The 23,451-nt window shown below is 67.2% G+C and carries 26 protein-coding genes and 2 riboswitches; of the genes, 5 read left to right on the plus strand and 21 right to left on the minus strand.

Features of this window, described 5'->3' with window-relative positions:
* Positions 1-2: 2 nt before the first annotated feature.
* The 8 genes from ACW177_RS06205 to gcvT all read right to left on the minus strand — a co-directional run bounded on the left by ACW177_RS06205 (position 3) and on the right by gcvT (position 6,645).
* On the minus strand, positions 3-146 hold the full coding sequence (locus tag ACW177_RS06205; RefSeq protein ID WP_492027733.1) for a hypothetical protein: 144 nt from the start codon (positions 144-146) through the stop codon (positions 3-5).
* 149 nt (positions 147-295) lie between these two features.
* Entirely contained in the window at positions 296-766 is a 471-nt protein-coding gene (locus tag ACW177_RS06210; RefSeq protein WP_492027734.1) for a DUF6789 family protein, read from the minus strand.
* Between the two features lie 131 nt (positions 767-897).
* The gene (locus ACW177_RS06215) at positions 898-1,299 is read right to left on the minus strand and encodes a hypothetical protein (protein ID WP_492027735.1); all 402 of its coding nucleotides are present in this window, start codon (positions 1,297-1,299) and stop codon (positions 898-900) included.
* Between the two features lie 359 nt (positions 1,300-1,658).
* Entirely contained in the window at positions 1,659-3,227 is a 1,569-nt protein-coding gene (gene gcvPB / locus ACW177_RS06220) for an aminomethyl-transferring glycine dehydrogenase subunit GcvPB (protein ID WP_492027736.1), read from the minus strand.
* A complete protein-coding gene (locus ACW177_RS06225) occupies positions 3,224-3,589 on the minus strand; it encodes a hypothetical protein (RefSeq protein ID WP_492027737.1) in 366 nt (121 codons plus the stop codon). The genes gcvPB and ACW177_RS06225 overlap by 4 nt, the downstream gene beginning before the upstream one ends.
* A complete protein-coding gene (gcvPA, locus tag ACW177_RS06230; RefSeq protein ID WP_492027738.1) occupies positions 3,586-4,932 on the minus strand; it encodes an aminomethyl-transferring glycine dehydrogenase subunit GcvPA in 1,347 nt (448 codons plus the stop codon). The genes ACW177_RS06225 and gcvPA overlap by 4 nt, the downstream gene beginning before the upstream one ends.
* A 65-nt stretch (positions 4,933-4,997) precedes the next feature.
* The gene (gcvH, locus tag ACW177_RS06235) at positions 4,998-5,363 is read right to left on the minus strand and encodes a glycine cleavage system protein GcvH (RefSeq protein WP_492027739.1); all 366 of its coding nucleotides are present in this window, start codon (positions 5,361-5,363) and stop codon (positions 4,998-5,000) included.
* A 169-nt stretch (positions 5,364-5,532) separates the two neighbouring features.
* On the minus strand, positions 5,533-6,645 hold the full coding sequence (gcvT, locus tag ACW177_RS06240) for a glycine cleavage system aminomethyltransferase GcvT (RefSeq protein WP_492027740.1): 1,113 nt from the start codon (positions 6,643-6,645) through the stop codon (positions 5,533-5,535).
* Between the two features lie 55 nt (positions 6,646-6,700).
* A riboswitch (glycine riboswitch) is annotated at positions 6,701-6,781 on the minus strand.
* Between the two features lie 4 nt (positions 6,782-6,785).
* Positions 6,786-6,897, minus strand: a riboswitch (glycine riboswitch).
* Between the two features lie 159 nt (positions 6,898-7,056).
* On the opposite strand from gcvT, the gene ACW177_RS06245 reads away from it, so the two are divergent.
* The gene (locus tag ACW177_RS06245) at positions 7,057-8,028 is read left to right on the plus strand and encodes a class 1 fructose-bisphosphatase (RefSeq protein ID WP_492027741.1); all 972 of its coding nucleotides are present in this window, start codon (positions 7,057-7,059) and stop codon (positions 8,026-8,028) included.
* 92 nt (positions 8,029-8,120) lie between these two features.
* Here ACW177_RS06245 and ACW177_RS06250 read toward each other — a convergent pair whose 3' ends face one another.
* The 9 genes from ACW177_RS06250 to xseA all read right to left on the minus strand — a co-directional run bounded on the left by ACW177_RS06250 (position 8,121) and on the right by xseA (position 16,173).
* Complete coding sequence (locus ACW177_RS06250) at positions 8,121-9,137, minus strand: adenosine deaminase (RefSeq protein WP_492027742.1); 1,017 nt, start codon at positions 9,135-9,137, stop codon at positions 8,121-8,123.
* Complete coding sequence (locus ACW177_RS06255) at positions 9,127-9,558, minus strand: type II toxin-antitoxin system VapC family toxin (RefSeq protein WP_492027743.1); 432 nt, start codon at positions 9,556-9,558, stop codon at positions 9,127-9,129. The genes ACW177_RS06250 and ACW177_RS06255 overlap by 11 nt, the downstream gene beginning before the upstream one ends.
* Positions 9,555-9,794: a FitA-like ribbon-helix-helix domain-containing protein gene (locus ACW177_RS06260; protein WP_492027744.1), complete on the minus strand. Its 240-nt coding sequence runs from the start codon at positions 9,792-9,794 to the stop codon at positions 9,555-9,557. The genes ACW177_RS06255 and ACW177_RS06260 overlap by 4 nt, the downstream gene beginning before the upstream one ends.
* 25 nt (positions 9,795-9,819) lie before the next feature.
* Positions 9,820-10,647 carry a PIN domain-containing protein gene (locus ACW177_RS06265; RefSeq protein WP_492027745.1) on the minus strand — a complete coding sequence of 276 codons (828 nt, stop codon included), beginning with the start codon at positions 10,645-10,647 and terminating at the stop codon, positions 9,820-9,822.
* Between the two features lie 82 nt (positions 10,648-10,729).
* Positions 10,730-12,532, minus strand: a complete 1,803-nt coding sequence (gene argS, locus ACW177_RS06270) for an arginine--tRNA ligase (RefSeq protein WP_492027746.1) — start codon at positions 12,530-12,532, stop codon at positions 10,730-10,732.
* Complete coding sequence (locus ACW177_RS06275) at positions 12,532-13,206, minus strand: Tat pathway signal sequence domain protein (RefSeq protein WP_492027747.1); 675 nt, start codon at positions 13,204-13,206, stop codon at positions 12,532-12,534. Before ACW177_RS06275 ends, argS begins: the two co-directional genes overlap by 1 nt.
* 67 nt (positions 13,207-13,273) lie before the next feature.
* On the minus strand, positions 13,274-13,840 hold the full coding sequence (locus ACW177_RS06280) for a DUF3035 domain-containing protein (protein WP_492027748.1): 567 nt from the start codon (positions 13,838-13,840) through the stop codon (positions 13,274-13,276).
* Between the two features lie 72 nt (positions 13,841-13,912).
* Positions 13,913-14,440: a signal peptidase II gene (gene lspA / locus ACW177_RS06285; RefSeq protein ID WP_492028094.1), complete on the minus strand. Its 528-nt coding sequence runs from the start codon at positions 14,438-14,440 to the stop codon at positions 13,913-13,915.
* Positions 14,441-14,703: 263 nt separating this feature from the next.
* Entirely contained in the window at positions 14,704-16,173 is a 1,470-nt protein-coding gene (xseA, locus tag ACW177_RS06290) for an exodeoxyribonuclease VII large subunit (protein WP_492027749.1), read from the minus strand.
* A gap of 282 nt (positions 16,174-16,455) precedes the next feature.
* Here xseA and purD point away from each other — a divergent pair, with 282 nt between their 5' ends.
* The 3 genes from purD to ACW177_RS06305 are packed head-to-tail and all read left to right on the plus strand — an operon-like array spanning position 16,456 to position 18,225.
* On the plus strand, positions 16,456-17,730 hold the full coding sequence (gene purD, locus ACW177_RS06295; protein ID WP_492027750.1) for a phosphoribosylamine--glycine ligase: 1,275 nt from the start codon (positions 16,456-16,458) through the stop codon (positions 17,728-17,730).
* A 31-nt stretch (positions 17,731-17,761) separates the two neighbouring features.
* On the plus strand, positions 17,762-17,962 hold the full coding sequence (locus ACW177_RS06300; protein WP_007442400.1) for a hypothetical protein: 201 nt from the start codon (positions 17,762-17,764) through the stop codon (positions 17,960-17,962).
* Positions 17,950-18,225, plus strand: a complete 276-nt coding sequence (locus ACW177_RS06305) for a type II toxin-antitoxin system RelE/ParE family toxin (RefSeq protein ID WP_492027751.1) — start codon at positions 17,950-17,952, stop codon at positions 18,223-18,225. Before ACW177_RS06300 ends, ACW177_RS06305 begins: the two co-directional genes overlap by 13 nt.
* Positions 18,226-18,228: 3 nt before the next feature.
* On the opposite strand, the gene ACW177_RS06310 is transcribed toward ACW177_RS06305, so the two are convergent.
* Complete coding sequence (locus ACW177_RS06310; RefSeq protein ID WP_492027752.1) at positions 18,229-18,918, minus strand: murein L,D-transpeptidase catalytic domain family protein; 690 nt, start codon at positions 18,916-18,918, stop codon at positions 18,229-18,231.
* A 113-nt stretch (positions 18,919-19,031) separates the two neighbouring features.
* Here ACW177_RS06310 and ACW177_RS06315 point away from each other — a divergent pair, with 113 nt between their 5' ends.
* Positions 19,032-20,357 (plus strand): metal-dependent hydrolase family protein, encoded by a 1,326-nt coding sequence (locus tag ACW177_RS06315; RefSeq protein WP_492027753.1) that lies wholly within the window; start codon positions 19,032-19,034, stop codon positions 20,355-20,357.
* Here ACW177_RS06315 and lpxK read toward each other — a convergent pair.
* The 3 genes from lpxK to ACW177_RS06330 are packed head-to-tail and all read right to left on the minus strand — an operon-like array spanning position 20,342 to position 23,327.
* Entirely contained in the window at positions 20,342-21,358 is a 1,017-nt protein-coding gene (gene lpxK, locus ACW177_RS06320) for a tetraacyldisaccharide 4'-kinase (RefSeq protein WP_492027754.1), read from the minus strand. The genes ACW177_RS06315 and lpxK overlap by 16 nt on opposite strands.
* Positions 21,355-22,647: a 3-deoxy-D-manno-octulosonic acid transferase gene (locus ACW177_RS06325; RefSeq protein ID WP_492027755.1), complete on the minus strand. Its 1,293-nt coding sequence runs from the start codon at positions 22,645-22,647 to the stop codon at positions 21,355-21,357. Before ACW177_RS06325 ends, lpxK begins: the two co-directional genes overlap by 4 nt.
* Positions 22,644-23,327, minus strand: coding sequence for a lysophospholipid acyltransferase family protein (locus tag ACW177_RS06330; protein WP_492027756.1), 684 nt, complete (start codon positions 23,325-23,327; stop codon positions 22,644-22,646). The genes ACW177_RS06325 and ACW177_RS06330 overlap by 4 nt, the downstream gene beginning before the upstream one ends.
* Positions 23,328-23,451: the final 124 nt, after the last annotated feature.

Below are 23,451 nucleotides of genomic sequence, written 5' to 3' on the forward strand. Positions count from 1 at the left end.
GGTTACGACGTCACCATGCCGCTGACCGTCAGAACCACGGCGATCATCACCACGATAAAGACGATGACGCCCACCATGATCCGGAAGGGCGGACCGTCCTTGCTGCGGCGACTGGAGCTGTTCGGGCGGTCTTCGGGATCTGTCATAGTCGGTGAACGCGCCCTGGCCCCTTTGGGTCCGCCGCCTCGTTGGTTCTCCCATGTAGGAAAGACGGACGCACCGGGACGGTGTCAGGCCCGCCCGGCGCGTCCGCCCCAGGAAGCCCGGCTTGCGCCGGACCTCCATGGATCGGGCCTCAGTGGGCGGTGGCGCCGCCCATGAAGTGCGCTGCGTGACGCTTTTCGCGCGTAACCAGCCGGGCGTAGACATTGCCCAACACTATGCCGAACACCGCATGGGTGATCAGCAGCCAGCCGATGGTGCCGAAGCCCGCCGCCGCCGTGAAGGTGCGGTAGTCTCCGAACGTCATGATGGCGCCCATCATCACGACCCAGGCGCCGACGGCGAAGACGATGCCCTTGGTCTCCGGGGTGTCTGTGGGCAGCCGGGGGCACATCAACCCGAACAGCGGCCCCAGGACGAAGACGCCGCTGAAGGCATGGATGGCCCAGCCGACAGCCAGATTGCCGGGCATGCCGATCATGGTGGCGATGACCCCCTGGAAGGGGTCGAACCAGTTCAGGAACAGATTGGGTATTTCAAGCAGGGAAACGGCGATGGTCGCGGCTACACCCGCAATCAACCCCTTTTGTACGCGTGACATCATGACCTTAGCGCCTCCCAACGCATGAGTGGTTCTCTGATAACGCTCACAGAGAATACGCCTGTAGAGGGAGAACGGCGTTCACGATGATGTGGTTAGCGGTTGCAGCAACGCAGCCGCGAAATATTCTCGAACTAGCGGAAAAGCTTACGGAAATAGCGACGCAGGCTTTTGCGCGCCCAGATCAGGCGTCGGCGGGGTCTCTTAAGCACGACCTTCTCGGCGCGAAGGGCCTGCTGCCAGAAGACCGGCGCGAACTCGGGCTTGCGGCGCATCAGGCGGCGGAAAGGATAGACCCATTTGGGCCGCGCATACTGGGCGCGGATGAACAGCCGCTTGGCCCAGAAGGAGCTTTTGAGGATCAGCATCAGGCCGACCGCAATGACGGGCACGCCGCCGGGGCCGGGCAGGGGCGCGATCAGAATGCCCAGCAGGACCACGAACACCCCTCCGCCCATCAACGCCCAGCGCTTCAGCGCGCGCAGCGTGCGGCTGCGCGAGCGGGGAGACGGAAGGCGGATCGCAGTTGCGGTCAAGACGGCGCCAGACAAACAGGGAGGAGGAGACCCAGTGACAACGACTGTCACGGTCGCCCGATCCCGGCTTGGGAGGGGAAAGAGCGACCGTGGCCAACCTGCCACAGCGACGTTAAGACCGTGTGTCCATGGCCGATCCGTGTCTGGGATGTGAAGCTTTGGTCATGATTGACCAAGGGTTCCGGGATGTTGCCGTCAGGACACGATAAGGGTCGGTCGCCATCTCAACCTCCGTCATCCTCGCCCTTGTGGCGAGGATCCATACTCCCGGTCTATCGGCAGAGTGCGCCTTCGTCAGACACCGGGAGTATGGATCCTAGGGACAAGCCCTAGGATGACGGGACTTATATTCGTCGCCCTTAAGCCGCCTGGTTCGAACCCGCCGGCGCGGACCAGCGCAGCACCGGCGAGCGGGCGGCGCGGGTTTCGTCCAGGCGCTTCAGCGGCGCATGGAAGGGCGCGCCCTTGAAACGGTCCACGTCGCCGGCCTTCGCCGCCTGGGCCAGCAGGCGCATGGCCTCGATGAAGCGGTCCAGTTCGGCCTTGGACTCTGTTTCCGTCGGCTCGATCAGCATGGCGCCGTGGACGACCAGCGGGAAATACATGGTCATCGGGTGGAAGCCCTCGTCGATCATCGCCTTGGCGAAGTCGAGCGTGGTGATGTCGGTGCCCTTCAGCCATTCGTCGTCGAACAGGGCCTCGTGCATGCAGGGGCCGTCGGGGAAGGCCGCCGACATCAAATCACCGAGCCGGGCCTTGATGTAGTTGGCGTTCAGCACCGCATCCTCGGCCACCTGACGCAGGCCGTCCGCGCCGTGCGACATCATGTAGGACAGGGCGCGTACATACATGCCCATCTGGCCCTGGAAGGCGCACAGGCGGCCGAAGGCCTGCTCGGCCTCGTCTTCCTCGCGCTCGATCAGGCGATAGCCGTCCTCGTCGTGCACGACCCAGGGCGCCGGGGCGAAGGGCGCCAGCGCCTCCGACAGCACCACCGGACCCGCGCCCGGACCGCCGCCGCCGTGCGGCGTCGAGAAGGTCTTGTGGAGGTTGATGTGCATGGCGTCCACGCCCAGATCGCCCGGACGAACCCGGCCGACGATGGCGTTGAAGTTGGCGCCGTCGCAGTAGAAATAGGCGCCGGCCGCGTGCGTCAGGCGGCTGATCTCCAGGATGTCGCGCTCGAACAGGCCGCAGGTGTTGGGATTGGTCACCATGATGGCGGCGACGTCGTCGCCCAGCTTGGCGGCCAGGTCGGCCACGTCCACGCGGCCGTCCTCGGTCTGGGCGACCTCGACGACGGTGTAGCCGACGAAGGCGGCGGTGGCCGGGTTGGTGCCGTGGGCGCTGGTGGGCACCAGCACCTTGCGGCGCTTCTCATGCTGGCCCGAGGCCTCGTGCGCCGCGCGAATGGCCATCAGGCCGCACAGTTCGCCGTGCGCGCCCGCCTTGGGCGACAGGGCGACGGCGGGCATGCCGGTCAGGGTCTTCAGCCAGTGCGCCAGCGCATCCATCAGCTCCAGCGCGCCCTGAACCGTCGAGATCGGTTGCAGCGGGTGGATGTCCGAGAAGCCGGCCAGGCGCGCCATCTTCTCGTTCAGGCGCGGGTTGTGCTTCATCGTGCACGAGCCCAGCGGATAGATGGCCAGGTCGATGGCGTGGTTCTTCTGCGACAGGCGCACATAGTGGCGCATGGCCTCGGGCTCGGACAGGCCGGGCAGGCCGATCGGATCCTTGCGGACCAGGTCGCCCAGGTCGGACGCATCAGTCTTGGGTTCCGGCAGATCGACGCCGGTCTTGCCCCAGCCGTCGCCCTCGAAGATCAGGGCTTCGTTCTGCAACAGGCCGCGGCCGCCGCTCAAGGTGGCGGGCTTGGTCTGGACTTGGTTCGGAGCGGTCGGGCGGCCGACGGTGTTCATGGTGCTCATGGGACAGTTCCGTTCAACTGGGTCAGCAGTTCTGGAAGGTGGGAAGCGTGCGGAAGGTTGAACTGGTGGCCTTGGTGCTCATTGCCACCCCGGCTCGTCGGTCCTTTGGGAAGATGCGGGAAATTCGAGCTCGATCTCAGCTCCGGCACCGTCGCTGTTGAAGGCATCGGTCGGCCTTTCAAAGCGATCACGACGTTGGTGCCGGGCAGCTCACGATTGAAATATGCCCAGTCTTGGCGAGTGTCGCTATAAAACGCGATCGCCTTCTTGGTGTCGTGTGCAAACCTGTAGCCGCAGATTCCGAAGAACCTGATCGCGTCCTGCTCGTCCAGAGTGAAGGGGTAGGGGTTGCGGGCTTTCAATGACCAAGCACCTTGTTCAGCGACTTGGCGAGGATGTGGATGTCGGCATCCAGGGTCGTCTCGGTCGCAGCGACCAGCAGGACGTCGTCCATGCCCGCTGCGGGGGCCAGGCGGCTGTAGGGCACGCCGGCCAGGATGTGGTGGCTGGCCAGAGCATCCACGACCTCGGCCGCATTCTTGGGCAGGCGAACCGCGAACTCGTTGAAGAACCGGTCGGTCAGGATCTCGACGCCGGGAATGGCGGCCAGGGCGTCGCGGGTGGCGACGGCCTTTTCGTGGTTCAGCAGGGCCAGTTTGCGCAGGCCCGTCTCGCCCAGCAGGCTCATGTGGATGGTGAAGGCCAGGGTGCAGAGGCCGGAATTGGTGCAGATGTTCGACGTCGCCTTGTCGCGGCGGATATGCTGCTCGCGCGTCGACAGGGTCAGGACGAAGCCGCGCTCGCCGTCGGCGTCCACGGTCTCGCCGGTCAGGCGGCCGGGCATCTGACGGATCAGCTTTTCGCGCGTGGCGAACAGGCCGACATAGGGACCGCCGAAGTTCAGGGCGTTGCCGATCGACTGGCCCTCGGCCGCGACGATATCCGCGCCCATCTCGCCGGGCGACTTCAACAGGCCCATGGACACCGCCTCGGTGACCACGACGATCAGCAGGGCGCCGGCGGCGTGGGCGGCCTCGGCGATCTTGGTCACATCGGTCGCCGTGCCGAAGACGTTCGGGGTCTGAACCACGACGCAGGCGGTGTCGGGACCGATCTGGTCGATCACGGCGGCCTCGGCGTCCACGGCGGCGGCCAGAACCTGGGTCTCGACGCCGACGGCGTGGACCACGGTCTCGGTCGCCTTGACGTAGTGGGGGTGGACGCCGCCCGAGATCACCGCCTTGTTGCGACGGGTCACGCGGGTCGCCATCAGCACGCCCTCGGCCATGGCGGTCGAGCCGTCATACAGGCTGGCGTTGGCCACCGGCATGCCGGTCAGGTTCGCGACCTGGGTCTGGAATTCGTACAGGTACTGCAGGGTCCCTTGCGCGATTTCCGGCTGGTAGGGGGTGTAGCTGGTCAGGAACTCGGACCGCTGGATCACGTGATCCACCGTCGCGGGGACGTGGTGCTTATAGGCCCCTGCGCCGCAGAAGAAGGGCACGGCGCCGGCCGTGGCGTTCTTGGCCGCCATGGCGGACAGGGCGCGCTCGACCTCCAGCTCGCCGGCCACGCGCGGCAGGTCCACCGGTCCGTCCAGCCGCGCCGCCTCGGGCACGTCCACGAACAGGTCGTCGATCGATTTCGCGCCGATGGCGGCGAGCATCGCCGTGCGGTCGTCGGGCGTCAGGGGGAGATAACGCATGGTCTTGTCCTGGGCCATGAAAGGCCGAAGACCCGCTGACTCTTAATCAGCGGGTCCGATGGGGCTTAGAGGGTGGCGAGGAAGGCGTCGTAGGCGGCCTGGTCCATCAGGGCGTCCAGCTCCGAGGCGTCCGACACCTTGATCTTGGCGAACCAGCCGTCCGCTTCCGGGGCGGCGTTGACGGTTTCCGGGGCGGTGGACAGGGCGTCGTTGGCCTCGACCACTTCGCCCGAGACGGGGGCGTAGACGTCCGAGGCGGCCTTGACGCTCTCGACCACGGCGAAGCTGCTTCCCTTAGCCACCGTCTTGCCGACCTCAGGCACTTCAACGAACACCACGTCGCCCAGGGCGTCGGCGGCGTGCTTCGAGATGCCCACGGTGGCGATGTCGCCGTCCAGGCTGACCCACTCGTGATCCTTGGTGAATTTCATCTGTCTATCCTCGCAAGACCCGCCCGCAAGCGGCCCGATGTTTAAACTTGTCATCCTAGGCCTTGTGCCTAGGATCCAGACTCCCGGTGTCGGAAGCCGTGATCCGACGGCGGGCGTCGGTGTTTATGGACCCTAGGCACAAGGCCTAGGGTGACGGAAGAAGAGGGCGTTACGCCTTCGGCTTCCGGTAATAGCGTTGCGCCACGAAGGGCATGGCGACGACTTCGGCGGCGGCGGACTTGCCGCGCACGATGACCTTCAGCTCCGTGCCCAGCGCGGCATAGGCCGGCGGCGCGAAGCCCATGGCGATGTTCTTGCCCAGGGTGGGGGAGGGGCCGCCTGAGGTGACCTTGCCGATGACATTGCCGTCGGCGTCGGCGATCTCGGCGCCTTCACGGGCCGGGGCGCCTTCCTTGACGATCAGGCCGATGCGGACGCGCGCGGGCGTATCGGCCAGTTCTTTCAGGATGCGGTCGGCGCCGCTGAAGTCCGCCCGCTCCTTGCGCGACTTGGACAGGGCGAAGGTCAGCGCGCCTTCCACCGGGCTGGTCGTCGGGTCGATGTCATGGCCGTGGAGCGGCAGGCCGGCTTCCAGGCGCAGGCTGTCGCGAGCGCCCAGGCCGATCGGCTTGACGCGGGCGTCTTCCAGGATCGTGTTCCACACCCGCTCGGCATGGTCCGCCGGCACTGAAATCTCATAGCCGTCCTCGCCGGTGTAGCCCGAACGCGAGACATAGCAGTCGACGCCGAACAGCATCAGCCGGGCGCATTCCATGAAGCCCATTTCGGCCAGGATCGGCTCATGCGCGGCCATGACTTCGGCGGCTTCCGGTCCCTGGATGGCGATCAGGGCGCGGTCCAGCACGGTCAGCTTGGCGTCGCCTTCGAGGTTCGCCTCCCAGAAGGCGAAGTCCTCGTCCTTGTTGCCGGCGTTGACGACGACGAACAGGCCGTCGTGGTCGGGACGGCCGGCCATCAGGTCGTCGATGATCCCGCCCTTATCGTTCAGCAGCAGGGAGTATTTCTGTTTGCCGGCCTTCAGGATCTCATAGTCGCCCGGCACGAACCGCTCGAACTGGGCGGTCGCGTCGGCGCCGGTGATCTTGCACTGTCCCATGTGCGACACGTCGAACAGGCCGGCGTGTTCGCGGGTCCAGCGGTGTTCGGCCAGGACGCCCTCATATTGAACCGGCATGTCATAACCGCCGAAGCCCACCATTCGGGCGCCCAGGGCGCGGTGCGCAGCGTTCAGAGGCGTAGTTTTCAGGACTTGGTCGGTCATGGTTCAGGCTTTCACGGTCGCGTTTGGTGGCGGAGCTCCGCCGTCTTCGCGCCCCCGCTGTCCTGAAGCCTGAGAGATTCCGGCGGTCAGACCACCTTGCTCCGTCGGCGCGCCCATCAAGAGCGACTTTCCAGCGTCCGTATGCTGTCGCGGTCCGTTTGCCTGAGCGTTTCCGGGGCGGTTGCGCCTTCGGCGTCGGGCCAGTCTCCAAATGCTTGGAAAACCGACGCCGAACTCTCCCGCGAGAGCAACCGACCTAAGCCACCGACTCCGGTCCCAAGTCAAGCGTTCCGGGAAGGGCGGGGCGCCGCGCCCTGGTTCATGGCGCCTGATGTCTGGGTCGCTCTTGCCCTCACGGCATCCGCCCGCCAAGAACTGGGCGACGCTCCCAGCCGCACCGGACCGACCCCCATGACCGCCGACCGTACCCGCCTTGACGCCCATATCGCCGCCCTGGAGGCGCCGGACGGTCTGAAAACGGTCCTGACCGTCGCCGCCGCCACCTGCGCCGACATCAGCAAGGTCGTCGCCGGCGGCGCCCTGGCCGGCGCCCTGGGCGCCTCGGGCCAGATCAATGTTCAGGACGAGGAGCAGAAGAAGCTCGACGTCATGACCAACGACATGCTGACCGACGCCCTGTTGGCTTGCCCCGCCGTCGCCGGCGTCGCCTCGGAAGAGATGGACGAGGTCCAGCCCGCTTCCAACCCGACTGGCGAATATTTGGTCCTGTTCGATCCGCTGGACGGCTCGTCCAACATCGACATCAACGCCATGGTCGGCACCATAATCTCGGTGCTGAAGTCCGCTACGCCTGCGCCGACCGAGGCCGACTTCATGCAGCCGGGCCGCAATCAGGTCGCGGCCCTTTATGCGCTGTACGGCCCCCAGACCATGCTGGTTCTGACGACCGGCTCGGGGGTCAAGGGCTTCACCCTGTCGAACGACGGCGACTGGATCCTGACCCACGACGACATCGCCATATCGCCGGACACCAAGGAGTTCGCCATCAACATGTCGAACCTGCGCCACTGGTCCGAGCCGGTGCAGACCTATGTCGGCGACCTGTTGAAGGGCGACGAAGGCCCGCGGGGCAAGAACTTCAACATGCGCTGGGTCGCCGCCATGGTCGCCGACGTCCACCGCATCCTGATGCGCGGCGGCGTCTTTCTGTACCCGTGGGACAAGCGCGAGCCGACCAAGCCCGGCAAGCTGCGCCTGATGTACGAAGGCAACCCCATGGCCTTCCTGGTCGAACAGGCCGGGGGCAAGGCGACGACGGACGGGGTTCAACCCATCCTGGACATCCAGCCCGAGCATCTGCACCAGCGCATTCCGGTCGCTCTGGGCTCGGCCTACGAGATCGACGCCTACGCGGGCGTGTGATTCAGATCGCCGCCACAGGCGCGCCGACTGACAAGCCCTTCAGTAACGTCATCCTCGGCGTAAGGCCGAGGATGACGGGCTTATAGTTGAGGCTACGCTTTCTTCGCGTAGGCCTCCACCTCCGCCAGATACGCCGCCTTCTCCGCCTCGCCCAGGAACGACCCCTCGAAACTGTTCCGCGCCAGCAGCGTCACCAAATCCTTCGTCAGGCCCACCGCGGCCGCCAGCCGGCTGTAGTTGTCGTTCACATACCCCCCGAAATAGGACGGGTCGTCCGAGTTCAGGGTGACGTGCAGGCCCCGGCGCAGCATCTCGGGCACGGGGTGATCCTTCAGGTCGTCGACCACGCAGAGCTTCAGGTTCGACAACGGACAGACGGTTAGGGTCATCTGCTCGCGTGCCAGCCGCTCGACCAGGGCCTCGTCCTCCATCGAGCGATTGCCGTGGTCCATCCGGTCGATGTGCAGCAGGTTCAGCGCCTCGTGCACATAGGCCGGCGGGCCTTCCTCCCCGGCATGGGCGCACAGTTTCAGACCCAACTCGCGGGCGGCGGCGAAGACGCGCTGGAACTTGGACGGTGGATGACCGACCTCCGACGAATCCAGCCCCACGCCGATGAAATGATGCAGATAGGGTTGGGCCGCCTCCAGGGTCGCGAACGCCTCTTCCTCGGTCAAGTGGCGCAGGAAGCTGAGGATCAGGCCCGAACTCACGCCCAGTTCCGCCTTGGCCCGGTCCATCCCCGCGATCAGCCCCTCGACCACCACGCCGAAGGCCACGCCCCGGTCGGTATGGGTCTGGGGATCGAAGAAGATCTCGGCGTGGCGCACGTTATCGGCGGCCGCCCGCTGGAAATAGGCGAAGGCCAGATCCTCGAAATCCTTGCGGGTCAGCAGCACGGCCGCCCCGGCGTAATAGATGTCCAGGAAGTCCTGCAGATTCGAGAAATCATAGGCTGCCCGCACCGCCTCGACGCTGTCATAGGGGATGGACACCCCGTTGCGCTGCGCCAGTTCGAACATCAGCTCCGGCTCCAGCGAGCCCTCGATGTGCAGGTGCAGCTCCGCCTTGGGCAGGCCGGCGATATAGGCGGCGAGGTCAGTCGGCATCGAGGGCGGTCTTCCAGTTTGATAGATTGAGCACGCGGACAGACGTGCGCTCGAGCGTCGCTTTGGACATCAGTTTGGCGTCGGCGGTGATCAAAGGCAGGCTCAGGCGTTCGGCAAGGGCCAGATAGAAACAATCATAGACGGCATGGTCCAGCGCGCGACCGATATCGAACGCGCGCAAGGCCAATCCATAGGCGGGCGACAGGCTTATGTTCGCTCGCTCGATCGCTCCCAGGGCCAAGACCGCGTCATCGGCGTGGTATTCCTGACGCCGAACCTTCTTCCAGAACACATTGGCGCATTCCACGAGCAGAAGGTCCGGCGCAGCCAAAGGCTGAAAACGGAGGTCGAGCGATGCGTCCGCATCATCCTCCTTCACGAACCATTTGATCACGACGCTGGAGTCGATGACCGCCTTCATCTTTCGTCGCGGCTTTCCCGAACCAGAATTTCGGACGGCGTGTGGCTGAGTCCGGCCGAACGCGCTCGCAGCTCATCCGACGTCTGGATCCAGTCGGATCTGTCCGCAGTCTCGACCGCCGCAGCCGCCGTCAGAATGGCGCGCACCTCCGCCTCGGCCGAGCGGCCGTTGCGCGCGGCCCTCTGTTCCAGGGCGCGGACCGTTTCTTCGTCGAGATTGCGGACATGGATGTTCATGGCGACGGCAATCATACCATGCCGGCTAGGCGTTCGACACCACCAGCCGCAGATGTCCAGCCTTGGTCTTCGCCGAGTCGTCGGTCAGCGGTGGATCGGGGGGCGGGGGCAGGCTGGGGCGGGCGCTCCAGGCCTCGGGCCGTTCGATCCATCCCTTGGCCGTCTTCAGCCGGTCGGGCAGCATGGACCGGGCCAGCAGATTGGGTCCGATCCCCACCAGTTCGTCGGTCCAGTTGGCGATCTGGCGGTTGTGAAATCGTCCGGGCGGGGCGACGCTGATGATCCGCTTGTTCGGATAGGCCTCGCGCACGAACCGCACGGTCGCCGCATGGTCTCCGTCGGTGGTCAGCAGATAGACGCTATCGACACGGTTCGCCGCCACATCGTCCGCCACCGCCAGGGCGAGGTTGACGTCGCTCTGCTTCTCCGTCGCCGCGCTCCAGACATGGCCGCAGGCGCGGCAGTGTTCGCCATGGACGATGAAATGGCCCATCAGACAGCGCACGCGCCGGGCTGTCAGCGCAGCCTCATAGCGGAACAGGGCGTCCATCCGCGCCCGCGCCTGGGGGCGGTGGGCGCTGACCCAGACCACGCCGGTCAGTCGCTCCATCGGATCGATCAGCCCCCGCCCCAGGGCCTGTAAGTCCAGCCACAGCCACTCGCGTCGTTTCTGGTCCAGCAGGGCGTGAAACAGGTTGAACCCGTCGACATAAAGCACGGCGCGGCGCTTCAGGAAGGGCGGGGTAAGATCGGCGGGGCCAAACGGGCGCAAGGCCGCGTCCGCCATGCGGATACGGCCCCGATGCTGACCCCAGCGACGCCCCTTAGACTGCTGACCGTCGGGTTTCCCCATCCGTCGCCCGCTCCCTGAACCCGGTGAAGGTTAATCAGAGCGGTGAAGCTGAGTCCGCGTCTTTCAGGTCACATAACGGCGGTCACATCCGTTCGGGCGTCTCGATCCCCAGCAGGGTCAGGGCCGTCTCGAGCTGACGCAGGGCCGCGGCCGACAGGGCCAGGCGCGAGGCCCGCGTCGCCTCGTCCGGCGCGACCAGCACCGGGCAGGCGGCGTAGAATTTCGAGAAGGACTGCGCCACCCGATAGGCGTGTTCCGCCACCAGATGCGGCATCCGCTTGTCATAGGCGTCCGACACGGCGGTCGAGAAGGCGTCCAGCGTCAGGGCCAGATCGCGCTCCGCCTGTTCGGCGATGACGATGGCGCCGGGCGCCGCCCCTTGTTCGGCGGCCTTGCGCAGCAGGGATTTGATCCGCACCGACTGGTACAGCAGATAGGGGCCGGTCTTGCCCTCGAAGCTCATGAACCGGTCCAGATCGAAGACATAGCTGGTGGTCCGCGCGTTCGACAGGTCGGCGAACTTCAAGGCGGCGATGGCCACCTTGTGCGCGATGGCCTCGAACTCTTCCGGCGACAGGTCGTCGCCCAGCTTGGCTTCGTGCAGACGCTCGCGCGCCTTATCCGTCGCCTGGTCGATCAGGTCGCGCAGCTTCAGCACCCCGCCGGCGCGGGTCTTGAACGGCTTGCCGTCCTGCCCGTTCATGGTGCCGAAGCCCAGATGCTCCAGCGATCCCTCGACGGCGTAGCCGGCCAGATAGGCGGCGCGGAACACCTGTTCGAAATGCTCGGCCTGACGTTCGTCGACCACATAGAGGGCCAGGTCGGGAGCTAGGGCCTTCTTGCGGTCCAGGATCGTGGCCAGGTCGGTCGTGCCGTACATGGCCGAGCCTTCCGAGCTGATCACCAGCAGGGGCGGGGGCGAGGGGGCCTCGATCACCGAGCCGTCGGTCAGCTTCTTCTTGCGGGTCTCGCCGGGCTTGGCGACATGCACCACCTGGGCGCCGTCATCCTCGACCAACAGGCCCGTCGCCTTCAGATGCGCCAGCATTTCCGGCATCAGGGGATCGGCGTCGCTCTCGCCGTTCCACAGGTCGAAATCGACCGACAGGTCGCCGTACTCGCGCTTCAGCGCCTCACGGCTGACCGCCACGAAATGCTTCCAAAGGGCGCGATAGCCGGGCCGGCCGTTCTGCAGCTCCGCCGTCGCCTTGCGCGCGCGGTCGCGGAAGGCGGGGTCTTCCTTGGCCTTGCCGGCGGCCAGCGGATACAGCCGGTCGAGGTCGGCCAGGGTGACCGGGCTTTCGGCAGGGAAGGGCCCTTCGCCCTCGACCAGGAAACCTTCAGCCAGACCTTCGTCGCCACAGGCCACGATCAGCAGCCCCATCTGGAAGCCCCAGTCGCCGAAATGGGCGTCGCCGGTGACATGGTCGCCCCGGAAACGGAACAGCCGTTTCAGGCTCTCGCCGATGATGGCGCTGCGCAGATGGCCGACGTGCATCGGCTTGGCCACGTTCGGGCCGCCGTAATCGATCACCACCTTGCGCGGATCGGCCACGAGGGCGGCGCCGGCATGGTCGGCGTCGGCCGCGACCTCTGCGGCGCGTTCGGCCAGCAGCGCATCGGCCAGTTTCAGATTGATGAAGCCCGGCCCCGCCACCTCGACCGAGGCGAAGCGCGGATCGGCGGTCAGCCGCTCGGCGATCTTGCCCGCCAGCTCGCGCGGATTGGCCTTCAGCGCCTTGGCGGCGGCCAGGGCGCCGTTCGACTGGAAGTCGGCCAGGTCGGGGCGGTCCGACGGGGTGACGCGCGCCAGGGCCGCATCCACGCCTTCGGCGGCGAAGGCGGCGGCGACCGCTTCGCTGAGGACGGTCTTCAGATCAGACATTACTGGCTCGGCGTAGAGGCTTGGGCCGTTCCGGCGGTGACGCGGAAGCGGCTGCCCGAACGGTTGAACTCGGCCATTTCAGGCGTGACGTCGAAACCGATCAGAACTTCAAAATTGCCGCCGCTGGTGTCGATCCCGGCGCGCGGAATAACGATGCTCCGCTCCTCGTGGACCGAGGCGGTGCGCTGACCGTCGAACTTCACCGGCAGGTCGAAATATTCCTTGGCCAGGACGGCGCTGTTGCGCTCGGTCACGGCGACCCAATAGCGATAGGTCTTCTGGTCTTCGCTCGCCTGCTCGCCCCGGCCCAGTTCGAACAGGATGTCCATGTCCAGCTTGATGGGGTCGTTCTCGCGATATTCGCAGTCGGCCGAGACGCCTTCGATCTCACCGGTGTAGCCGACGTTCGCAATGGCTGCGCGGCCGCCTTCCAGCTCGACGTAGCGGGCGGCGTCGTACAGCACCTTCACGAAGGGGCAGGGGCCGGCGTTGGCGCGGCGGCGCAGCGGCGCGAATCGCGGCGCGCGGTCGGCGGGCGCATTCTCGGATCCATCGGCTTGCTGGCCGCTGGACCCGCGTTCCCGCTGTCCCGGAGACATCTGCGCCTGGGCGGCGGTGGGCAGGATGGAGGCCGCGATGGAGACGGCGGCCAGGGCGGAAAGCACGCGACGCATCAGTTATCTTCCGACAGCGAGAGGACCAACGCCGTGGCAGGCGTCCTTGGAACAGGGGCGAAGGGTCTTACAGACCCGGAAGCTTGAAACCGCCGCTGCGGCGCGGCTGGATCGTGATGGCCTGCTGGCCGCCGGTCAGGGCCTGAAGCCGGGCGGCCTCGGTCGAGGCGTCGATCGTCTGCTGGCCGTCGGCCGTCTGGCGCACCGTCGGCGCCTGGGTCGAAGCATCGTCCTTGCGCCAGAACATCACGCGGTTGGCGAAGCTCTCATCCTTGTGGGCGATGTCGCCGAATTCGTCGTCGATGACGTAGCGGGCCAGCGGATCGGCCTGTTCGGCGCCGGCCTGAGCCACCAGGACCTGCTCACCCGGCGTGCGGGTGATCGCCTGGCGCTGACCCAGCAGGATCTGGCGTGCGGCGCTCTCGGGCGCCAGCTCTTGCGGACGCGGCTGACCGGGCGCGGGCGGGCGCAGGCCGTACTCGGGCGGCACGCTCAGCGGCGCGGTGGAGACGGTCACGAACTCGTCCGGCACGACCTTGGTCAGGCCGATGCCTTGCTTGATGCTGCCGCAGGCCGAAACGGCGAGCGCGGCTGAGGCGGCGAGGGTCAGTACGGCGACGCTGCGAATACGCATGGGTTCAGGCTCTGATCGGCTGATGCACGGAACGCCTCTGCGGGCGTTGTTGGCATAGTGAAGACGGGGTGATTACGACTTTTCGGGGGCCGCGCCAACCTTGGCGGCCTTGTCGGACAGGAAGCTGTCCAGAATCAGCAGGACGACGCCGATGGTGATGGCGCTGTCGGCGATGTTGAAGACCCAGGGGAAGACGCCCGTACCCGACACGTCGATGAAGTCGACGACATAGCCGAACCGGATTCGGTCGATCACATTGCCCAGGGCGCCGCCCATGACGAAGCCGATGGCGGTGATCAGCAGGCGACGATCCGACTGGGTCGCCCACCAGGCCAGCCCGGCCGAGACGATGACCGAGAAGATCGTCAGCCCCCAGCGCGCCTCGCCCCCGCCGAACAGGCCGAAGCTGACTCCGGTGTTCTGCACGAAGGTGAAGCGCAGGCTCGGCGGCAGGACCTCCGCGAAGACATAGCCGACCGGGATCTGGCTGACTGAAGCCACGTCCGGCAAGCTCAGAATCCAGGCCTTGGTCAGCTGGTCCAGCACGATGATCAGAAGGGCGATGCCGTAGGCGGCCAGGGCGATGCGAGTGATCTTCATGCGGCGGCGGTTAGCAGGAAGCGGCGCCGGGGCGAAGGGAAAACCGCCGGGAGCGAACTTCGCGTCGGCCAATTCATGATCGAAAAAGAAAAATGGCGGCCAGGGCGATTCGTGCGGCCATCGGCGTTTGCCCGGCGAAAGCCCCGTTCAATCCGCCTGAGATGGGAGCCGGCTAGAATGGCGTCATGATCCGGCCGCCGCTCATTCCTGTCGAATCCGTCCCGTCGGTGGCTCATGTTGGGCCGGAGGCTTGGCGCAACGGATCAGAACAGGTCGCCCTGGCTTGGCGTCGGCGGTTTCGGCCTTGGTGCGGGCTTGGGCGGAGGGGGCGACGCGACTCGGCCATCCCCGCCGTCGACGGTCGCGCCCCGTGCGCCGTCGCCGAACACCAGCCGCACCGCCTGGCCGGGCTCCAGTCTCGCCGCCGCCGTGATCCAGTCGCCCTCGGCGTTCTCGACACGGGCGAATCCGGGCTTGGGCCGGCCGGGATCCAGCGTCGCCAGCGCGCGCGACAGGGCGTTCAGCCGGTCCTGGTCGCGGGTCAGCCGCCGCTCGACCGTGGGCTTGAACCGGGCGGCCACGGCCGACAGTCGGTCGCCGCGACGCTCCAGCGCCCGGTCCAGCAGCCCGCGCCCCAGTCGCCCGCCGACGCCGGCCAGCCGCCGTTCGTGGACCGAGACATTGCGTTGCAGCCCCGATCCCAGCCGGCTCGACACATGGTCCAGCCGCTGTTGCGCCAGGGCCAGCAGGTCTTCCGGCCGCGCCGGCAGGCCGCGCGCCACGGCCCTCAGCCGGGTGCGCCGATCCTCGATCAACCGCCCGCCTGCCAAGACCATGCGCCGGTCCAGGTCCGCGACCGCATATCTCAGGTCCGCCAGTACGGGCGTCGCCATCTCGGCCGCCCCCGTGGGCGTCGGCGCGCGCCGGTCGGAGACGAAGTCGATCAGGGTGGTGTCCGTCTCGTGCCCCACGGCCGAGATGATCGGGATCCGCGCCGCCGCCACTGTTCGCGCCAGGGCCTCGTCATTGAAGCACCACAGGTCCTCCACCGAGCCGCCGCCGCGCGCCACGATCAGCAGGTCAGGACGGGGGATCGGCCCGTCCGGCGTCATCGCATCAAAGCCGCGAATGGCGTTCGACACCTGGCCGCACGCCGCCTCGCCCTGGACCACGACGGGCCAGACGATGACTCGGCAGGGCCAGCGTTCGGCGATCCGGTGCAGGACGTCGCGGATCACTGCACCCGTCGGGCTGGTGATCACACCGATGGTGCGCGGGAACTGGGGCAGGGGCTTCTTGCGCCCCGGTTCGAACAGACCTTCCTCGCGCAACCGGACCTTTAGCCGCTCGAGTTGGGCAAGCAGGGCGCCGGCGCCGGCCGCCTCCATGCTCTCGATCACGATCTGGTAAGACGACCGCGCCGGATACGAGGTGATCTTGCCCGTGACGATGACCTCCAGCCCCGCCTCCGGCTGGACCCCCAGGCCGCGCACCGATCCCTTCCAGATCACCCCATCGATGGCCGACTTGTCGTCCTTCAGGGTCAGATAGATATGGCCCGAGGCGTGACGATTGACCTTGGACACCTCGCCCCTCAGCCGGACGTGGCCGAATCGCTCCTCCAGCGTCCGCTTCAGGGCGAAGGACAGTTCCGAGATCGACAGGGGGGGATTGTTGTCGCGCGGGGCGGCGGCCTCGGCCGGGCCCTCGAACACATAGGAGTCGTCGCTCATCGGGCCATCCTAGCCTGCGTCGCCTCTTGCGGGAACAGGATCGACGCCGCGCCGTTCGCCTTTCATGGCATCCGATCCCCAAGGAACCGATCCGGACGACCGCGACCCTCGCGAACGCGGACTGATGCGTCGCAGCGGCGAGGGCGGGGCCATGAGCCCCTGGTTGATCATCGGCGGGATCGCCCTGATCGGCCTCGCCGTCTACGTCCTTTCCGCCCTGTTCTGACGCTTCGGCCCGGCGGACGCTTGACCGCCCGACGCAGGCCCGTCATTGCCGACTACATGATTATTCTTCTCGTCGGATCGGGCGGGCGTGAACACGCCCTGGCCTGGAAGATCGCCCAGTCGCCGCTGGTCACCCGCCTCGTCGCCGCCCCCGGCAATCCGGGCATCGAGAAGCTGTGCGAGCTTCGTCCGGTCAAGGCCGACGACGCCGACGGCCTCGCCGCCCTGGCCCGCGAGATCAAGGCCGATCTGGTCGTGGTCGGACCCGAAGTCGCTCTGGCCGCCGGTCTCGCCGACCGTCTGGCCTCGGCCGGCATCCCCTGCTTCGGCCCCACCGCCAAGGCGGCCCAGCTGGAGGTGTCCAAGGCCTTCTCCAAGGCCTTCCTGGAGCGCCACGAAATCCCTACCGCCGGCTACGGCGTCTATGACACGGTCCAGGACGCCAAGGCCGCCCTGGACGTGTTCAAGCCCCCCTATGTCATCAAGGCCGACGGCCTGGCCGCCGGCAAGGGCGTGGCCATCAGCCCCGACCGCCCCGACGCCGAGGCCGAGATCGAACGGATGCTGGGCGGCCGCTTCGGCGCAGCCGGCGCCCGCGTCGTGATCGAGGAGTTCATGGACGGCGAAGAGGGCTCGCTCTTCGCCCTGTGCGATGGCAAACAGGCCGTCCTGTTCGGCGGCGCCCAGGACCACAAACGCGCCTTCGACGGCGACACCGGCCCCAATACCGGCGGCATGGGCGCCTATTCGCCCGCCCCGGTCTTCACCGCCGACCTGGTGCAGCAGGCCGACGAACGGATCGTCCAGCCCACCATCCGCAAGATGGCCGAGGAGGGCGCCCCCTATCGTGGCGTCCTCTACGCCGGCCTGATGGCCACGGCTGACGGTCCCAAGGTGGTCGAGTTCAACGCCCGCTTCGGCGATCCCGAATGCCAGGTGCTGATGATGCGGATGGCCGGGGACATCGTCCCCTATCTGCTGGGCTGTGCACGGGGCGACGTCTCCGGCCTGCCGTCACCTGCTTTCAAGCCCCAGACGGTGATCTGCGTGGTCATGGCGGCCAAGGGCTATCCCGACAGCCCGCTGGAAGGTTCGATCATCCGCGGCGTCGATCAGGACTTCGGCCCCCACGTCCAGGTCTTCCACGCCGGGACCAAGCGCCGCGACGACGGCCAGCTGTGCGCCGCCGGCGGCCGCGTCCTGAACGTCTGCGCCGAGGGCGACGACATCGCCCAGGCCCGCGAGCGCGCCTATGACGCCATCGGCCAGATCGACTGGCCCGGCGGCTTCAACCGCTCCGACATCGGCTGGCGCGCCCTGGGCCGGGGCTGACCGTATCGGCGGGATGTGCTAGGCTCGCGCCATGGCTGATCCCGCTTATCACGAAGATGACGACGAGCCGGGCGTCTTCGACATCGCCGACGATGCGGCGGACGAGGCGGCGACCCTGCGCGGCCTCGCCGACGCCGAGGCGGGGCGGGTCGTGAGCCATGAAGCGGTGAAGCGGTGGCTCCTGTCTTGGGGAACGGACAACCCGCTCCCGCCGCCGAAATGCGGCGAGTAGTCTGGACCGAGCAAGCTCGGGAAGACCTGATTGCCATCCAATCCTATGTGCAAGGCTTCAGCCTGCCTGCCGCAATACGCTTGGCGGTTCGTTTGATCGATCTGGCCGAAAGTCTGAACGCCTTTCCGGATCGCGGCAGACCGATCCGGTATGGGCTTCGCGAGGCGGTGTCGATCCGCCCTTATGTGATCCGCTACGCAATCCTACCGGGCGAGATTCGCGTCATCACCATCCGGCACTCCGCCCGACGGCCCGAGCGATAGACCTTACGCCCAGGCGAACAGCAGCCGCCCTTCGCCCATCCGTTCGCGCAGTTCCGGCAGATCGGTGTGGGCCACCGAGAAACAGCCGTAGCTGCGGCCCAGCTTGCCTTCGCGGGCCAGGAAGTCCGGGTCGGCGTAGTCGGCCCCGTGGATGATGATGGCCCGCTCGCGCGCCTTGTCGTTGGTGTACTCCAACCCGTCCAACAGGACATTCGGCCCCTGCTGCGCGCCCCAACCGGCGCCTGCGGTGGCGTAGGCCCCGACCGAGGACATGTTGGAATCCGGCGTGTTGGAGAAGCGCTGGGCGTAGCCGGTATGGCTGGGGTCCGAGCCACGCCCGTGGCAGGTGCGCAGAACCTTGACCTCGCCGGCGACCAGATCGACCTCGTACAGCCGTTCCTCACCCGAGAATTTCTTGAAATCGACCAGGTACATCCGGTCGCGCAGCGGGATCTTCTTGTGGTGGATGTCCAGGGCCGCCATCGCTCGCTCCATCAGGTCCTTGCGAACATGGCCGCGCGGGTCGAGAGGCGGAGGATTGACGACGAGGGCTTCGACGACGGGGGCGGGGGCCGGGGGCGTGATTGGTTCCAACGCCGCCAGCGTCGTCACCGGGGCGGACGCTCCAGCGCTGGCGCAACCGGCCAGCATGGCCGACCCGCCCAGAATGAGTCCTCGTCTTGAAAGCCGCATGCGACGCCCTCGTTGCGGTTTATCTTCGGAGATGTTTGTTTCAAATGGTTACGGGCGAGGCAACCTAAGCCTTGTGGGGCATTTTTGCGGCGGCGCGCCGCAGGGGGACATTGATGATGCGTTTCGGTCTGGCGCTGGCGGCGCTCATCACTTCCGCCACGGTCGCTGCAGCGCAGCAAAGCCCCGCTGGGCCTAAAGTTTCCCTGAACCAGACGACGACGTTTGTTGAAGCCGGCCGGCTGCTGGCGGATCCGTCAAACGGCGTTGTGCAGCGCGGTAAAACTCTCGTGATCAGGGGGAACCAGGTCGTGGAGATCCGCGACGGCTTTGTCGGCGACCCGTCTCAAGGTTCGGTCATCGACCTTCGCGCCGCCTTCGTCCTGCCTGGTTTGATCGACAGTCACGTCCATCTGACGGGCCAGCAGAATCCCAATTCCCGCCTTGAGGAAGTCACCCAGTCGGATGCGACCCAGGCCATGGTCGGCGCCCGCTATGCCCGCCGCACCCTGATGGCGGGCTTCACGACTGTCGCCGACCTCGGCGCCAGCAACGAGGCCATTTTCGCCCTGCGTGACGCGGTGAAGGCCGGCGACGTGCCCGGCCCGCGCATCATTGCGGCTGGGTCTTCGGTCTCGATCCATGGCGGCCACGGCGACGCCAACGGCTTCCGCGAGGACGTTCTGCATCTGCTTTCGCCGGAAAGCGTCTGTTCGGGGCCTGAGGACTGCATGCGCGCCGTAAGGACCCAGGTCCGATCGGGCGCCGACATTATCAAGATCACCGCCACGGGCGGCGTCCTGTCCAACACAGCCGCCGGCCTGAACCAGCAGTTCAGCGATCCCGAACTGACCGCCATCGTCGAAAGCGCTCACCGCATGGGTCGTCAGGTCACGGCCCATGCCCATGGCGTCGACGGGATCAACGCCTTCCTGCGCGCTGGCGGGGATTCCATCGAACACGGCACCTATCTGGATGACCAGTCGATCCGCCTGTTCAAGCAGAACGGCGCCTGGCTGGTGCCGACCCTGCTGGCCGGCGATTTCGTCGCTCGCATCGCCTCCGGCCCCGACAACTTCTTCACCCCGGCCCAGACGGCCAAGGCGCTTGAGGCGGGGCCGAAGATGCTGGATATGGCCCGACGCGCGCATGAGGGCGGGGTCAAGATCGCCTTCGGCACCGACAGCGGCGTCTCCGCTCACGGCGACAACGCTCAAGAGTTCGCCCTTCTGGTCCGCGCCGGCCTGACGCCGTTGGAGGCCATTCAGGCCGCCACCGTCGGCGCCGCCGAGCATCTGCGCATCGCCAGCGAAGCCGGCAAGATCGCGCCGGGCATGCCTGCCGACATCATCGCGGTGACGGGCGATCCGCTGACCGACGTCACCGAACTGGAGCGGATGAAGTTCGTGATGAAGTCCGGCGTAGTCTACCGCGCCGACTGAACGCGGTCCGTTATGAGGGCGACGAAGCCCGCCTCATCCTCGAACCGGGCGACGACTGGCCAGGCGGTCACGCCCGCGCGCTGGTCGGGCGTCAACCGCACCCAGTCCTTTTCCGTCGTGACCAGACCGGCGCCGTAGACCGCCGCCCGATCCATCAGGAACGCCATGTCGGCGGCGCTATAGGCGGCATGGTCGGGGAAGGGGACGAAGTCCACGAGGTCGCACCCTGCTGCCTTCAGCGACCGCTCGACCTTCCACGGCTTGGCGATGCCGGCGAACCCGACCTGAGGCCCCGAGGGCGGCGGCCCTTGCGGCGTCAGCCGCGCCACGAACACCGGCAGGCCGTCGAACACCGCAAGCAGTTCGGGATCAGCCGTCTCCACATCGGTCGGCAACATGACCACCACGGCGTCGGCGCGGGCCAGCCCGGCCTTCAGCGGCTCTCGCATCGGGCCGGACGGAAAGACCGAGCCGTCCCCGAACGGCCATTCGTCGCCCCGCGTCTCGCCGTCCACGACGATCAGGCCAACGGTCTTCCTCAGCGCCGGATTCTGGTGACCATCGTCCAGCACCAGCGCGCGCGCGCCATCCGACACGGCCGCCTGCGCACCGGCGACCCGGTCGCGCGAAATCCAGACCGGCTCGTCCTGGGCCAGCATCAGGGGTTCGTCGCCGACGTCCTCGGCCGTGTGTGTATTTAGATCGACCCGCACCGGGCCTTCCAGCTTGCCGCCATATCCGCGCGACAGGCCTTGCGCTTCCACGCCTGCGGTGCGCAGCAGTCGCAGCACTTCGCGCGCGACGGGCGTCTTGCCCGATCCGCCGACGGTCAGATTGCCGACCGAGATCACAGCGCAACCCGGATTGACCGGCACCGTCCGGGCGATCCGGCGCGCCGTTACTCCGGCCCAGATCCAGCCCAGGGGTTTCAGCGCCGTACGCGTCACCCGCGCATGGTCGCGGTCGCGCACATACCACCAGCGCGGCGTATTCAGCTTCATCGCCGGGGCCTTTTCTGCGGTGCGAGCGGCGACAGCCAGGCCCACAGCCGGTCCAGACCACCGCCCGCCTCGGCCGCTGCGCGACGGGCGCGCTCGCCCATGGCCTTGGCCGCCGCCGGATCGGCCAGCAGGGGGGCAATCGCCTCGGGCAGGTCCCAGGGCGCCTGGATCAGGATCAGCCCGCCGGCCTGCGCCAGGGCCGAGGTCACGGTGGCCCAGTTCGAGGCGTCCGGCCCGGTCACGGTCGGTCGGCCCAGGCGCGCGGGCTCAAGCGGATTGTGCCCGCCCACCGCCGGCAGGCCCAGAGCCGGCGCAAACGACCCGCCCATCACCACCACGTCCGCCAGTCGGAGGAACAGGCCCATCTCGTTCAGGGTGTCGGCCAGATAGACGTCAGTCTCGCGCCCGATGGTCTCGCCGCGCGACCGCATGGCGAAGGCGACACCCTCGCGCTGCAAGGCCGTGGCGATGTGCGGCCCCCGTTCCGGATGGCGGGGAAGCAGGATCAGACAGGCGCGGTCGGCCAGCTTGTCCAGGGCGCGGACGATGGCGATTTCCTCGCCCTCGTGCGTGCTGGCGGCCAGCACCACAGACCGGTCGCCGATGGCAGCGCTCAGGCGGCTGAAGGCGGCGGTGTCATGGGGTAGGGGCTCGCCCGCCAGCTTCAGATTGACCAGCCCGTCGATGCGCGCGCCCAGGCTCTCCAGCCGCTGAACCGACAGCTGATCCTGCGGCAGCACCAGATCGAACGCGCCCGTCACCGCCCGCGCCGAGGCCGGGAACCGCGCCCAACCGTCGACTGTCTTCTCGGTGATCCGTGCGCTGACCAGGGCCAGTTTCACGCCCCGCCGGTGGGCCTCCAGCAGCATATTGGGCCACAACTCGCTCTCGACGAAGATCGCCAGGCTGGGCTGCCAGTAATCCAGGAAGCGCGCGACGACGCACGGCCCATCGACCGGCGCATACTGATGTATGACGCCCTTCGGCAGACGGTCGGCCAGAATCCGCGCCGATGTCACCGTGCCCGAGGTGACCAGCACCGTCAGGTCGGGCCGCGTCCTCACGAACCGCTCGACCAAGGGCAACAGGGACAGGGTCTCGCCCACGCTGACGCCGTGCAGCCAGACCAGATCCCCTTGCGGCCGCTCCACGTCGGTGAAGCCCATCCGCTCATCGACGCGCGCCGGGTCTTCCTTGCCCTTGGCCGCGCGGGCGTCCAGCAGGCGCGGGGCAAACGGCTCCAGTGCCCGCGTCAGCAGCCGATAGGCCAGCAACGGCAGGGGCGTCACGACTTCAGGCCCGTAATGGCGTCGGCCCGCGCCTCGACGGCGGTCAGGCGGGCCGTCCAGTCGGCGACCACGGCGTCCATGTCGCCATTCTCGGGGAAGTCGGCCCGGTCCCAGACCACGGCGCCCTTGCCGAACGGCAGGGGCAGCACCGCCCGGTCCCAGCTGTTGAACCGGATCGCGGGATTGCAAGACAGACCGATGAACAGAGCCGGCGCCTTCGACAACTTGGCCATCAGGGGCAGGCCTTCGGCCATAACTCGGGCCGGCCCTCGCGGACCGTCCGGCGTCAGAGCCAGCGCGCCCACCTTCAACTGCTTCAGTCCATCACGCAAAGCCTGCGACCCGCCCTTGGCCCGGTCAGCCTTGTCCTTGTTGGCGGAGGACCCCCGCACGGCGGGGAACCCCTGACGCGCCACCGCCTTGGCGATGAACTCCCCGTCGGCCGACAGCGAGATCAGCCCCTTGGCGGGTTGAGCACGGTCCAGAGGCCATGACGCCGGCGCCAGGCCGATGCGCGAGTGCCAAAAGACGCACAGAACCCCGCCGCCCTTGGCCCAGACCTCTTCTGCGACCGCCTGGTTCTCATAGGTCCATCTTATTGTGGCGAAACAGAACTGCATCCACTGCGCCAGAAGCCAGGCCAGGGAGGACTGGATGACCGGGTTACGAAGGGGCCTCATGACGCCAGGGCCTTCAACGTACGGAACACGACGTCTTCAATGTCCGTCATCCTAGGCCTTGTGCCTAGGATCCATACGCCCGGTGTCTGGCGTTGGCGACTAGGCTTCGAACGTTCGTGTTTAT

The sequence above is a fragment of the Brevundimonas sp. AVps23W genome (assembly GCF_058681395.1).

Bases quoted from the DNA above. Each gene is read 5' to 3' on its own strand.
- ACW177_RS06205 (WP_492027733.1), bottom strand. From the start codon at position 146: ATGACAGATCCCGAAGACCGCCCGAACAGCTCCAGTCGCCGCAGCAAG.
- ACW177_RS06210 (WP_492027734.1), bottom strand. From the start codon at position 766: ATGATGTCACGCGTACAAAAGGGGTTGATTGCGGGTGTAGCCGCGACC.
- gcvPB (WP_492027736.1), bottom strand. From the start codon at position 3,227: ATGAGCACCATGAACACCGTCGGCCGCCCGACCGCTCCGAACCAAGTC.
- gcvPA (WP_492027738.1), bottom strand. From the start codon at position 4,932: ATGCGTTATCTCCCCCTGACGCCCGACGACCGCACGGCGATGCTCGCC.
- gcvH (WP_492027739.1), bottom strand. From the start codon at position 5,363: ATGAAATTCACCAAGGATCACGAGTGGGTCAGCCTGGACGGCGACATC.
- gcvT (WP_492027740.1), bottom strand. From the start codon at position 6,645: ATGACCGACCAAGTCCTGAAAACTACGCCTCTGAACGCTGCGCACCGC.
- ACW177_RS06245 (WP_492027741.1), top strand. From the start codon at position 7,057: ATGACCGCCGACCGTACCCGCCTTGACGCCCATATCGCCGCCCTGGAG.
- ACW177_RS06250 (WP_492027742.1), bottom strand. From the start codon at position 9,137: ATGCCGACTGACCTCGCCGCCTATATCGCCGGCCTGCCCAAGGCGGAG.
- ACW177_RS06255 (WP_492027743.1), bottom strand. From the start codon at position 9,558: ATGAAGGCGGTCATCGACTCCAGCGTCGTGATCAAATGGTTCGTGAAG.
- ACW177_RS06260 (WP_492027744.1), bottom strand. From the start codon at position 9,794: ATGAACATCCATGTCCGCAATCTCGACGAAGAAACGGTCCGCGCCCTG.
- ACW177_RS06265 (WP_492027745.1), bottom strand. From the start codon at position 10,647: ATGGGGAAACCCGACGGTCAGCAGTCTAAGGGGCGTCGCTGGGGTCAG.
- argS (WP_492027746.1), bottom strand. From the start codon at position 12,532: ATGTCTGATCTGAAGACCGTCCTCAGCGAAGCGGTCGCCGCCGCCTTC.
- ACW177_RS06275 (WP_492027747.1), bottom strand. From the start codon at position 13,206: ATGCGTCGCGTGCTTTCCGCCCTGGCCGCCGTCTCCATCGCGGCCTCC.
- ACW177_RS06280 (WP_492027748.1), bottom strand. From the start codon at position 13,840: ATGCGTATTCGCAGCGTCGCCGTACTGACCCTCGCCGCCTCAGCCGCG.
- lspA (WP_492028094.1), bottom strand. From the start codon at position 14,440: ATGAAGATCACTCGCATCGCCCTGGCCGCCTACGGCATCGCCCTTCTG.
- xseA (WP_492027749.1), bottom strand. From the start codon at position 16,173: ATGAGCGACGACTCCTATGTGTTCGAGGGCCCGGCCGAGGCCGCCGCC.
- purD (WP_492027750.1), top strand. From the start codon at position 16,456: ATGATTATTCTTCTCGTCGGATCGGGCGGGCGTGAACACGCCCTGGCC.
- ACW177_RS06300 (WP_007442400.1), top strand. From the start codon at position 17,762: ATGGCTGATCCCGCTTATCACGAAGATGACGACGAGCCGGGCGTCTTC.
- ACW177_RS06305 (WP_492027751.1), top strand. From the start codon at position 17,950: ATGCGGCGAGTAGTCTGGACCGAGCAAGCTCGGGAAGACCTGATTGCC.
- ACW177_RS06310 (WP_492027752.1), bottom strand. From the start codon at position 18,918: ATGCGGCTTTCAAGACGAGGACTCATTCTGGGCGGGTCGGCCATGCTG.
- ACW177_RS06315 (WP_492027753.1), top strand. From the start codon at position 19,032: ATGATGCGTTTCGGTCTGGCGCTGGCGGCGCTCATCACTTCCGCCACG.
- lpxK (WP_492027754.1), bottom strand. From the start codon at position 21,358: ATGAAGCTGAATACGCCGCGCTGGTGGTATGTGCGCGACCGCGACCAT.
- ACW177_RS06330 (WP_492027756.1), bottom strand. From the start codon at position 23,327: ATGAGGCCCCTTCGTAACCCGGTCATCCAGTCCTCCCTGGCCTGGCTT.